We start from the raw sequence: 12030 nt of genomic DNA, 5'->3' as shown, positions 1-12030 counted from the left end.
GAAGATACACGATTCTACCGGACATTTAAATCATACTGATCAAGATCATACCGATTGATCGTGGATAGCACTTTACTTTTCCAATCTCCACTTACCGAATACCCCGAACGGGCAATACCTGCTATCCAGGATTGGTAATCCGTAGAAGAGCGTTCTTCGAATAAGGATTGGGTGGCTTTTCGCCTTTTCAATAACGCTACGAAATCGCGGTAAGAAGATAGTACAGATTCATAGCCTTTATAAGCAGAGCGAATCACTGAGCTACTATTTTTACCCTTAATTCCGAAATGATTGTTTAAGTGTTTTGCGATTTTACTATTCCCGTAAGCACTTTCATGAATAGCTACTGCTAAAATCACAGATGCTGGTACACCTGTTTCACGCATAAGTTGTTGGGCTAGATCTCGGTGTTCATCAATATAACTCGACGGTGAGAATTTCTTCTGACCAAAAGTCATTGAAATTGATGACAGACACAATACAACTAACAGCAACATCCTGCTGCATAAAGATTTTTGCATATCTTTTATTTTAGTTCAACAATTACTTTTTGCGTAACACAAAAAGCCCATCTCTAATTGGCAAAATCAATTTCTCTACGCGCACATCCTTTGCCAAGGTATTATTTAAATCAACGATCCGCTGGGTTTGTACGTCCGGGTTTTCAGCAAAAACCTTGCCTTTCCACAACACATTATCAATTAAGATTAATCCGCCAGAAGGCACACGGTCAATCACCATATTAAAGTATGTTAAATTCCTCTTTTTATCTGCGTCTATAAATACCAAGTCAAAATCTCCTTCAAGCAACGGTATTACCATTGCGGCATCTCCTATATGGTATTTGATATTAGTAGGATACTCCGATTCCAAAAAATACCCAGAAACACGCTCTTGCTGCTCTTCATTGATGTCTATTGTATGTAATACACCTTCCCGTTGTAATCCTTCCGCTAAACATAACGTCGCATATCCGGTAAAAGTACCTATCTCCAAAATTTGTTTGGGCGACACCAATTTACTCAACATGGACAGCACCCGCCCTTGGTAATGCCCAGACATCATATGGGGCATGGTTTCCTTCAGATAGGTCTCTCTATTAACCCTTCTCAACAACGCGTTTTCTTCGTCGCAGGTCTGCTCTAAGTAAGAACTTAACTGATCTTCATGCTGAAACATACCTACAAATGTACTGAACTTATTTTATATGTCTACCTCTCGATGACTTCGTTATGACAAGTAAGTTGGCACAGGGTTTAATTTCACCATCAAAAAAAGCCTCTATTTAAATTAAAATAAAGGCTTTTGCACAAAAAAAATCAGTCGGCTAGTCTAATGAGGCCGTAATAAGTCTTAAAAATTCTGATCTTGTAACATCACTTTGAAAAGCGCCGGTAAAAGCCGAAGTTGTCGTCACTGAATTTTGCTTCTGCACGCCACGCATCGCCATACACATGTGTTTACACTCGATTACTACGGCAACTCCTGCAGGATTTAATGTCTGTTGGATACAGTCGCGTATCTCATTCGTGAGACGTTCTTGTACCTGAAGACGACGCGCATAGATATCCACCACCCTCGGAATCTTACTTAAGCCTACGATATGACCATTAGGAATATAAGCAATATGGGCTTTACCAAAAAAGGGTAACATGTGATGTTCGCACATGGAATATACCTCAATATCCTTAACCACTACCATTTGACTGTATTCTTCTTCAAACATAGCTCCTCTCAATACCGCGGCCGCATCAATATCATAGCCATGTGTCAAAAATTGCAACGCCTTCGCTACGCGTTCGGGTGTTTTTAAAAGACCTTCCCGATTTGGGTTTTCACCCAATGCCGCCAAAATATCTTTATAATGATCTGCGATACGTTCTACGTGTTGGGTATTATACTGGTCTATTTTTACATAGCCATCTAATTCTTCATTGAAATCCGTAGGATTACTCATTTTCTAATTGATTTTTATGATTATTCGCCGTAATATTCCACGGCGTTATTTTCTGTCTCATGCAATCTAACACAGTGCAGTTGGACCTTTTCTTTTTCAAATAACGGTTTGAGGACATGAAATATCTCCATAGCAATTACTTCGGTAGAAGCCATCTTACCCTGCATAAAATCTACATCCAAATTGACATTCTTATGGTCCAACTTCTCGATAACATACAGATTGATTATTTTTTTCATTACTTTGAGATCGATCAAAAAACCAGTCTTGGGATTAATTTCGCCTTTTACGGTAACAAATAGCTCGTAATTATGTCCATGCCAATTGGGGTTCGAACAATTACCAAATGTTTCCTCATTCTTTTCCAAAGACCATTCTTCACGATGCAATTTATGCGCCGCACTGAATCGTTCTCTTCTTGTAATATATACCATAATGCAAAGATAATCCTAAAAAACTATATTTTAGCACTTCAAATCCATTACTCTATAATATGACTATATTAATAGTAGCTGCTACAAAAGACGAAATTCTCCCTAGCATTCCTTTGTTGGAAAAAAGACACATCCCCTATTTAATAACGGGGGTCGGAATGGTAGCAACCGCTTACCACCTTGGGAAAGAGCTTGTTAATAAGAAGTACGACCTAATTCTCCATGTTGGGATAGCAGGAGCTTTCGGCAATAGTAAAAGTATAGGGGATGTGGTGTACATCTACAAAGATAGGATTGCCGAATTAGGAGCCGAAGATGACCAGCAGTTTTTATCCATTGAGGAGATGGGATTTGGAACTTCTTCCTGGACCGCCTTAATTCCTCCTCACATTATTCTAGATTTACCACATGCGGAGGCAATAAGTGTGAACACTACGCACGGCAATGAAAAAAGCATCCTGAAACTTAAAAGCCGATTTCCCGAAGTCGAATTAGAAAGCATGGAGGGAGCAGCGGTCTATTATGTAGCGGCACAGGAAAAAATAGCCGCAATACAAGTCAGAGCAATTTCCAATTATGTAGAAAAAAGAAACAAAGCAAATTGGAACATTCCACTAGCCGTTAAAAATCTTAATCTGTGGCTACAGAGGTTTGTTGAAAAGCAATCTGCAACTAGGTAGTAGATAGTCACAAACACCTATTAAAAAATGACACACATCATGCTTTTTAACACCATATTCATTGCGAAATATCAATTTTAAATAGTAGTTTTGCGTATTCGACAAAAAAGACACTATTTTACAAACTGATGAGAGAAATACAATTCAGAGAAGCACTTCGTGAAGCTATGAACGAAGAAATGCGTAAAGATGAAACCATATTTTTATTAGGTGAAGAAGTTGCAGAGTATAACGGTGCTTATAAAGTAAGCCAGGGTATGCTTGATGAATTTGGAGCAAAACGTGTAATTGATACACCAATTGCAGAATTGGGATTTGCAGGTATCGCTGTAGGTGCTGCTATGAACGGCCTGAAACCCATCGTCGAGTTCATGACATTCAACTTCTCTTTAGTAGCAATCGACCAAATAATCAATGCCGCTGCGAAGTTACGTCAAATGTCAGGCGGACAATTCTCATGTCCGATTGTATTTCGTGGACCAACTGGTAATGCAGGACAATTAGGTGCTCAACACTCACAAAACTTTGAAAACTGGTTTGCAAATACGCCCGGTCTAAAAGTAGTTATTCCTTCTAATCCATATGACGCAAAAGGTTTGTTAAAATCTTCGATCATTGATCCAGATCCAGTAATCTTCATGGAATCCGAAGTAATGTACGGTGATAAAGGAGAAGTTCCTGAAGAAGAATACTACTTACCTATTGGTAAAGCGAATGTAGTAAAAGAAGGTACTGATGTTACTGTTGTTTCTTTCGGAAAAATGGTTCCTCGCGTAGTAATTCCTGCAGTAGAAGAGTTGACGAAAGAGGGAATCAGCGTAGAATTAATCGACTTACGTTCCGTTCGCCCGATTGATTTCGATGCAATCCTGACTTCTGTTAAGAAAACTAACCGACTAGTAGTCGTAGAAGAAGCATGGCCTTTGGCATCTATCTCCTCAGAGATTGCTTTTCGTGTGCAAAAAGATGCATTTGATTATTTAGATGCACCTGTAACGCGCGTTACATCTGCAGATGTTCCGTTGGCTTATGCCCCTAATTTAGTGGAAGCTTCGTTACCAAGTATTACTAAAGTAGTAAAAGCTGTTAAAGAAGTATCTTACTTGAAAAAATAAGAACTTAATCTATTATAAATAAAAGAAGGGTGATTTTTGAATTCAAAAATCACCCTTCTTTTATTTATAATACTATTTGATAATTTTCTTGGTTCTGTTTTTCATCTCTAAGCGGATGAATTCATTTTCCTTCCAGGCTCCCTCGAGGATATTGTCGTCCATGCCGTGAAGTTTAAAGTCGACGTTCCACTCCTTGGGCCAAGTTGGAAGAACATATATTTCATCGCCTACCTCTTGCATCAGCATCTCTTGCAGTCCAATCATTCCGCTCCCTCCCCAATTGTGATCCGGCACCCAATCAAAACCTGGACCCCAGAACGCTGGGAATCTTCTACCGCTATCGTCTAGCTTTTTAGACAGTAAATCTTTTGCTTCATCTATCAAACCTAAACGTGCCGCAAAAATATTATGCTGTCGCCATCCTACATGACTTCGAAACTTTTGCACGTCTGGATCCAATAGATAGGTATTCTTTGCAATACTTAAACTATCGCGGCCGATGCCAAACATATCCCAAGGAAATACCGGATACAACTGTGGAGACTCCGTATTATTCATCCGTTCCCATACAATCGCGGGTGCAATAAGGGTTGCACCATCCATCTCTCGAAAGGAGATCTCGGGTAGGCGATTTAAAAATTCCTTCCAAAATTCCTTCCGCTCTGCTGAAAGCAATATATCTGGTAATTGGGTCAGTTCCGATGCGACTCGTCGGAGTCCAGCCAATGTGCTATTCGGGTTATAAGCCATCTTATATGTTTCAGCGGCGGTACCTGGATAGATGACAAGCTTGCCCTTCTCATCTAGCACTTTACGGCCACGTTGACTAGCTAAGTACTGATAATGTTCATCGAAAAAAGTCAAACAGCTTTCTACCAAAGGTATGTAACGCGATATGTCTTGACCGCTATACCGATAATACTTAAAGATCATATAGCAGAATTCCAGCGCATTATCCCATTGATACTCCAGCCATGCATTATACTCCATGCCCGCATCAAAATCGGCAGGCCTTTTCCAACCATATTCTGCCGGGTTTGGCAGTCCAAAGTTCTCTAGCTGTTCCGTAAAACTTGCTCCTCGATGCCCCCAATAAACTTTCGTTCGCAATTCCACATTATCTAACAAGCGATTGTAAAAATCAAATTGGGATGGCATCATATCGAGGTCACCCGAGCGCAACATGGGCCAATAGACCAGTCGTTGATTTTGAGCGGTAAACGTCCCTCCTCCCCAATTCCGAAAATCAGGTGTAAACGTGTAGATGGAATCTACCGAAACCGGATCATAGGTAAACAGTCCGCCGTTAAACTTCGTTGGGTATTCACCATACGCATTACAAGCCAGCATATAACGAAAAAGCTGATAGTTCCGTCCTATCCTGAAACCTAAATCGGCCTCGCCTTTTTCATAATTTATCTTGATATGGCTTCTATTCCAAAAATTTGCCCACCACGCCAATGTCTTTGATTGTGCTGATTTCCTTACTGGAGACTGAATACGCTTTACAATAGTCGATTTCCATCCAGCAAGCGTGTTTTGCCCATTATAAAGCGCGAGTTGGAAATGATGCGATCTAGCTGCCTTACTGCTGAAACGCCAATATTTGAATGCAGTGTTCTGATATTTCCCAAACCCCGTATCTTTAAACTCCAAATGCTGTAAGGAAAGAGCGCCGCCCGAAATACGATCTTTCAACGGATTAAATAGCGAATCTTTGTATGCGGTCAACTGTTGCTGTTCAACCACCGTGTCAAAGGCAGTCTCAGCCGTATTTTGGTGATAGAAATAAAAAACTGACGGCGACACCTCAAACCGATCGGATTTGGTAACTATCTCAGTGGGAGGAGCCCACTTCCACGAATTCATATTATTTTCTCTTCCTTTAGGAAATAGATCTTCGAACCGCCAATTCTCATAGAAAATTTCACTTTCAATTTTTTGTGCTGCATTAACCTGAACATGTATAGCCGAAGAGAAGACATCTACCCATAGTTTAATTTCAGTCTCCTGTCCCTTCTTTCCTCCCCGGATGAGAATATCACCGGTTTTTAACCGCAATAGTTGATTAAAGTTAACTTCCAAAGGATTTGGTGACAACCTTAAACGGATTCTCCCCTGTTTAAGTAACGTATTATTCTCATCAAAAGAACCGCTCTGGGCTATGTAAAATAATATATCATTATTTTCCACCCATACGTTCAAGCCAATATCTCTACCCCCAAGCGGCATGGACTCAGCAGAATTCTTGCTTTGGGTTTCCCAATTTACATTGTATTTCTCGAGATCTGTTTGCGCGGAAAGGCTTTCAAATCCCAAAAAAAGCACTAAACATAGATATCTCCAACTCATTCTTATTTTATAGTTTATTCCGGTACGCCAACTAAATAAAACATCGTTGCCTACAAACCCTAAATTATCTTATACTTGGAAGCCATACTGACATATCTCCAAACGCACGATTTCCCCATGCAAAATATGGTATTAATTTGATAGGTACTTCTTTTTTATTGCTTACCGTCACCTTCCGGTAAAGGCCATCCCATTCCTGACCGTTTTCAAGGATGGCTTTTCCTTCCAAAAGTACAATATCCTGATTGTGGATTTGATGTACAACAGGTTTAAAATCATCGAACAACTTGACTTTTAAATCAAATAAATCCACATCCTTCTGTACATCTTCCTTTTCTAAACAGTAGACCACAGGTCCACGCATAATAGCTATATGGTTACGACTCTCTTCCACCAACGGATTGGACTCCATAAAGGTTACCTCCATCGGGATCGTAATCTGAATGATGTCGTCTTTTTTAAGTTGGCCATCTAGGACAGCGTATCCCTTTTCTTTTTGGAATGAGACAACTTTTCCGTTTTTAACGACTAGCATCTCTTTCGCCCAACCAGGTATGCGCAGTTTTAAGGTGTAATTAGCAGGAACATCCTTTACTTGGAGCGAGATTGACCCATCCCAAGGATAATTTGATATCTGCTCTACCTTAATCGCTTTTCCGTCATGATGGGTATTCAGAACATTACCTCCGTATAAATTAACCCATATCTGACCGTCCCCTACACTATAGGCATAGTTGCTCACTTCAGCAACTGTACGTACCACATTGGGAGGACAGCAGTTGGACAGTGAAATATAAGGTACTCGTTTTTTAGACCACCGCTGTTGAAAGGGTAGCTTGCTCGAATAGCTCAATGGATTAGTATACAAAAATTTATCCCCATCCAAACTGATCCCAGATAAAACGCTATTGTATAACGCCAGCTCCATCACGTCAATATATTTGGCATCACCGGTGAGATTAGCCATACGCCAATTCCATAGGACATTACCGATATTTGCACAGGTTTCATTATGCGCCGTTAGGTTTGGCAACTGATAATCGCGACCAAAAGCCTGATGTATCTTCTGCACCTCTTTAGGATCATACGATGTTCCGTCTGGAGAAGTCCCATCATATAATGACCCGACACCTCCCGTAATATACATTTTGGTTTGCGTCATATCGTCCCAGATATTAAACAGACGATTGCTGAGTGTAGTATCCTGGAGCTCCACACAAAGATCCGCTACACCGGCATAAAGATACGTCGCGCGTACTGCGTGTCCCATAGCTTTGTTTTGCTGCCTAAACGGCACACGATCCTGATTGTCATCTGTTCCATCTTCGATTTCACCTTTGATATCAATTAAATGCTTTGCGAGCTCAAGATACTGGGGCTTCCTGGTTGTGCGATAGAGTTCGATCACCCCCATATAATGGGAGGGACAGATCGCATTTCGAGCCAATGTCGGGTTAGATTTTTTGTAGAAGCCATATAGATAGTCTGCTGCTTTTACGGCAATATCCAAAAGGTCCGTTTTTCCAGTCACCCGATGATGTATACATGCCGCCGTCATCAGATGTCCAATATTATAGGATTCGAAACTTAGACGATCCTGAAATTCAATATTCAATCCGGCATTCCGTTGATCGATGGTTGCTTTTGTATAAATATATCCATCGGCACGTTGCGACTTACCAATCACGGGTATTACGCCTTCCAACATCTGCAATAATTTTTGATCCTTCGTTTGGACATAGATTGCACAAACAGCTTCCAACGTTTTGTAAAAGTCGCCGTCGTGAAAGGACGGCCCTTTATGTTCGCCATGCTCTAAACCAGCAGCAATCTCAAAATTACGATACGCATGGCTAATCTCTGCATCAGTATATACCTCCCACAAATGTGGCACCATACGATCCACACATACCGCCGTCCGATCTGCCCAAAATCCCGATGTCCAAGACACATCCCCCATATTGACTGCCTGTTTGACGGCGAAGGGGCTATCAGATGTATTCGTAATAGCTTTATCCTGTCCATGAGCAATAGGCATCCATAAGAATGCACAACCACATATATAAATCAATTTATCCCAGTTCATATCTATATTTCTCCTTATTTCCTTTTAAACCAACGTAGTTTCACCTCACCCTTCAGTCCTGCTGGTTGTAATCCTTTGAGAAACTTCGGCGTCGCCGTCGTCTTTACAATTTTTTCCGCTGTATCCTTACTACTTTCATACCCAAAACGATTGCCCCACGTATTGTAAACCTTTATATCCAATTTGTTTTCACCCTTCTTCAAGTAGTCCGTTACATCGATTTCGTAAGGCTTCGTCCATATTACACCGACCATATTCCCATTCAACATGACTTCAGCGAGATTTTCTAATTGATCTAGTTGTAATACGACACGCTGTTTACCGACTTCTCGGTGCTGATCAAACGTTAAGCTATAGCTCCCCATTCCCGAATGATAGCGTACATCGTCCTCGCTCGATCTAGTCCAAAGATTTGGCTCCTGTTGTATAATCGGATCATGTTGAACATCAGCAAGCCGAACAGTCCATGGTCCTTTTAAATTGCTCACACGATTTTCCTTCCATTCCGCCAATGAAATTTTGTGGTCACTAAATATGACAAAACAAGATTGATAAGCATCGAATGGCAACGTAAACTTAATACGTCCGTCTTCTTTGGAAAACGCGAGCGAGGCTAATCTATCTTGAACCGCATCGTAGACATACGCCTGCGACGCTTGGGCCCGAACAGAAAAAGTAGCTGCATGAAAAGCACTGTCCTGATTGGAGAAGAAATAAGTATCTCCGCCTTCAAAGCGACGATGATTCCATGCAACGGTATGATTCTTTTTAGCGTTAATAACTACATCTTCTTCGATACCCAGCCCTGCCAAATTATCAGCTGTGTATACCCCCACATAGACTTTTCCCAGACCAACAGCTTTTACCGCTAAAGCCCCTGCAGTTTGCATATTTCCAAAAAGTTCATTCACTATGTCCCGAAAAGCAACAGAATCCGTCGCCGATAGGTGACCATGCAGTGCAGCCGGCTTTTCATGGAAAAGAACAGTAGCTCCTTGTTCAATAAGAGCTTTAAACTTTTCCAGCACAGCCAACGAATAATGAGTAGGATTGGGGTTCAAGAGATGCTCACCAGGTATAACCAACAAACTATAGGCTATATGGTCTGACAATATCACTTTGCCATCCACTACCTTTGCATTTTTAAGCAATACATCCGGGTTGAAAGAATCGTAGGAATAGCCGCGCAAAGGGTCTACCCAATCTACCGGATTGTACATATTAGCCGATGTATTAACAGCGGCAATCTTTTGCATAGGCTGTCCTTCATTGCGTAGCAATGAATCGGTACGTTTCACCCGAAGGTTGCCGATGATGCCGGGTAGTGTTTGTACAAGGCGATCGGGCAAAATTGACCGTCGAGGCACCTCTTCACCAATAAACACAGCAATGTCGCGAACCGGTTTTCCATGCTGCAACAGTTGTTGTGTCCTTATTGCATAGTTCACCCAAGCCCTCCCAGGCTTCCACCAGGTCTGATCCCGCTGAAAGTAGGTTCCTACTCCATCTAATGTCATTCCCGGTTTACGGTCCATCCACGGATTGTGTACGTAGACGTGATAGGCTAAATTATTAACGCCCAAAGCGTAGTTCCTATCCTGTAGGGACTTCAACAGACGCGGATGTTCATCCCACTCCATACGAATTTGAGTAAACGCTTCGCACATGATAATATTTTTACCGTAGATGTGTCCACCCGAGATGGCGTCATAAACATCATTTGGTTTATCATGTGAAGGACTTCTAAACCAAAATTCGCCCATTGTACGATCCGTAAATTTAAAGTGCGATAAGCCATCACCGGTCATAATTGGAGCTGTTGTCTCCGCCGTAAATTCGACGCCGTATTTATCGCACATCTGGCGGAGCGTCTCAAACCCCCTTTCTTGTAGTAATTCGGCAATGGTTTCTCGATAATCGTGGAGGAAGGCTTCCGAAGCATCTACATTATCGACGACAAAGCCCGACAGAACCGGTAAGTATGCCGTCATATCGTAACCTCTACGCTTTAGAAATTCGGATGGCATCTGTTTTGTCCAATTTTGACTTCCCGATTCCCAAGAGTCAATGTGAAATACCGTTAGCACATCATCGGATAATTCCGGACTGACTGACTTTTTCGCCTTGCCATACCATTGTTCAAATTGGAAAGCCACGATTTCGGCATCCAATTTATCACATTCCAATCCTTTACCGGCTCCTGCTGTCTCATTTTTGTGCCCTGTCGTCGTGTGCCCAATACGCAAGATCCGCCACGCTCCAGGTCCAAGATCTAACTCCACTGTATCCCCATGACCTACGGGTTGCAGACGAACGACATCTTTGCGAGACACAATACTACCAGGACCTACATCTGCAGCCGTCGTCGGTAACGACACCCTCCAAATCTCTCCCGTCTTCCCTTCGAACTGATTTACCCGAGCCTCTTCCATTAAGGTAATACCCAAAATATTTATTGACGGCTTCCATTTTGCTGCATCTAGATCCTCCGCCCCTGGTTCGAAGCCTGCAGGGTCAAATACAAATCGAAAATATTTGGCCCGTGTATAAGGAATTGTATGTGTCACCCCATTGTCCCAGTCCAACCAACCCGTACGGGGAGATTCCAAACGCGTCAACTCGCTGAAGTGCTTACCATCGTCACTCACCAATACCTTAAATCGATTAGCTCCGTAATTATTTGCTTTACGCTGGATTTTTATCGCATTACATGGAAAGGGAGTCGTAAACTCATACTGAATCCAGCCAGGTTGCGAAGAGGAAAATCGCTCGGCATTATCTTTGAGAGCTAAGCGGTCCAAGTTTTCATCGTAGCTAGCACTCACCTTCACCGCTTCCGAATTACTGACCCTAAAATGCTTTGTAAGAGGGATCGCAAACAATTGGATGTCCCGATAATAATCATGTAATCTTTCGGGTTGAGGCATACGGAATTTCATCGTACCTTCACCTACGATATGTAAAATTGTGTCTGCTGACACCACTTTCTGCATCGACTTTTCTGGAGTAATCCAGGGCCCACCAGCTGTTGCAAACCCGTCATTGGGAAACATAGCAATCTGTATGTTATGCTTTTTGGCCTCTCCAACTAAGTAGCGGAACATCTCCCACCATTCCGGGGTGAGCGACTCCGCAGATGGTGTAAACAAGGGAGGGTCGGTCTGCGCTTTGATCGGTGTAAAATAAGCCCCTGCAATATTGTTAGCAGCCATCGCTTCCAAGTCAGCCTTTATTCCTTCTTTTGAATAGCTTGCATGCATAAAGTACCACACCACCCATGGCTTCGCTTCCTGATAGGAATTAGCCGAAAGTGGCACAATAGAGGGGGGAATGCCATTGATTTGTGCATGGCTATTTCCTGCAACAGCTATTATAAATAGGACTATAAATATCTTAAGGTTCATCT

At 42.0% G+C, this 12030-nt stretch carries 9 protein-coding genes; 2 read left to right on the top strand and 7 right to left on the bottom strand.

What is annotated here, in order from left to right:
* Positions 1-14 precede the first annotated feature (14 nt).
* The 4 genes from FAZ19_RS01485 to FAZ19_RS01470 all read right to left on the bottom strand — a co-directional run bounded on the left by FAZ19_RS01485 (position 15) and on the right by FAZ19_RS01470 (position 2391).
* Positions 15-521, bottom strand: coding sequence for a glucosaminidase domain-containing protein (locus tag FAZ19_RS01485; RefSeq protein WP_136818829.1), 507 nt, complete (start codon positions 519-521; stop codon positions 15-17).
* A gap of 22 nt (positions 522-543) precedes the next feature.
* Positions 544-1179, bottom strand: coding sequence for an O-methyltransferase (locus FAZ19_RS01480; protein ID WP_136818828.1), 636 nt, complete (start codon positions 1177-1179; stop codon positions 544-546).
* Between the two features lie 148 nt (positions 1180-1327).
* Positions 1328-1957, bottom strand: coding sequence for a GTP cyclohydrolase I FolE (gene folE / locus FAZ19_RS01475; RefSeq protein ID WP_136818827.1), 630 nt, complete (start codon positions 1955-1957; stop codon positions 1328-1330).
* A gap of 20 nt (positions 1958-1977) precedes the next feature.
* A complete protein-coding gene (locus tag FAZ19_RS01470; protein ID WP_136818826.1) occupies positions 1978-2391 on the bottom strand; it encodes a 6-pyruvoyl trahydropterin synthase family protein in 414 nt (137 codons plus the stop codon).
* Positions 2392-2450: 59 nt separating this feature from the next.
* Here FAZ19_RS01470 and mqnB point away from each other — a divergent pair, with 59 nt between their 5' ends.
* Both mqnB and FAZ19_RS01460 read left to right on the top strand, forming a co-directional pair.
* Positions 2451-3071, top strand: a complete 621-nt coding sequence (gene mqnB / locus FAZ19_RS01465) for a futalosine hydrolase (protein ID WP_136818825.1) — start codon at positions 2451-2453, stop codon at positions 3069-3071.
* A 128-nt stretch (positions 3072-3199) separates the two neighbouring features.
* Positions 3200-4186, top strand: a complete 987-nt coding sequence (locus tag FAZ19_RS01460) for a pyruvate dehydrogenase complex E1 component subunit beta (protein WP_136818824.1) — start codon at positions 3200-3202, stop codon at positions 4184-4186.
* 72 nt (positions 4187-4258) lie between these two features.
* On the opposite strand, the gene FAZ19_RS01455 is transcribed toward FAZ19_RS01460, so the two are convergent.
* From FAZ19_RS01455 to FAZ19_RS01445, 3 genes are all read right to left on the bottom strand, one after another.
* The gene (locus tag FAZ19_RS01455) at positions 4259-6538 is read right to left on the bottom strand and encodes a DUF5703 domain-containing protein (RefSeq protein WP_136818823.1); all 2280 of its coding nucleotides are present in this window, start codon (positions 6536-6538) and stop codon (positions 4259-4261) included.
* 64 nt (positions 6539-6602) lie between these two features.
* Complete coding sequence (locus FAZ19_RS01450; RefSeq protein WP_188876069.1) at positions 6603-8624, bottom strand: aceric acid hydrolase; 2022 nt, start codon at positions 8622-8624, stop codon at positions 6603-6605.
* Positions 8625-8638: 14 nt separating this feature from the next.
* Positions 8639-12028, bottom strand: coding sequence for a glycosyl hydrolase (locus FAZ19_RS01445; protein WP_136818822.1), 3390 nt, complete (start codon positions 12026-12028; stop codon positions 8639-8641).
* Positions 12029-12030 lie beyond the last annotated feature (2 nt).

It is taken from the genome of Sphingobacterium alkalisoli (assembly GCF_005049105.1).
Classification (GTDB): Bacteria; Bacteroidota; Bacteroidia; order Sphingobacteriales; family Sphingobacteriaceae; genus Sphingobacterium; species Sphingobacterium alkalisoli.
This window is presented reverse-complemented; position numbering and strand designations above follow the sequence as displayed.

Excerpts from the sequence above, each read along its gene's own strand:
- FAZ19_RS01485 (WP_136818829.1), bottom strand. The coding sequence starts at position 521 with ATGCAAAAATCTTTATGCAGCAGGATGTTGCTGTTAGTTGTATTGTGT.
- FAZ19_RS01480 (WP_136818828.1), bottom strand. The coding sequence starts at position 1,179 with ATGTTTCAGCATGAAGATCAGTTAAGTTCTTACTTAGAGCAGACCTGC.
- folE (WP_136818827.1), bottom strand. The coding sequence starts at position 1,957 with ATGAGTAATCCTACGGATTTCAATGAAGAATTAGATGGCTATGTAAAA.
- FAZ19_RS01470 (WP_136818826.1), bottom strand. The coding sequence starts at position 2,391 with ATGGTATATATTACAAGAAGAGAACGATTCAGTGCGGCGCATAAATTG.
- mqnB (WP_136818825.1), top strand. The coding sequence starts at position 2,451 with ATGACTATATTAATAGTAGCTGCTACAAAAGACGAAATTCTCCCTAGC.
- FAZ19_RS01460 (WP_136818824.1), top strand. The coding sequence starts at position 3,200 with ATGAGAGAAATACAATTCAGAGAAGCACTTCGTGAAGCTATGAACGAA.
- FAZ19_RS01455 (WP_136818823.1), bottom strand. The coding sequence starts at position 6,538 with ATGAGTTGGAGATATCTATGTTTAGTGCTTTTTTTGGGATTTGAAAGC.
- FAZ19_RS01450 (WP_188876069.1), bottom strand. The coding sequence starts at position 8,624 with ATGAACTGGGATAAATTGATTTATATATGTGGTTGTGCATTCTTATGG.
- FAZ19_RS01445 (WP_136818822.1), bottom strand. The coding sequence starts at position 12,028 with ATGAACCTTAAGATATTTATAGTCCTATTTATAATAGCTGTTGCAGGA.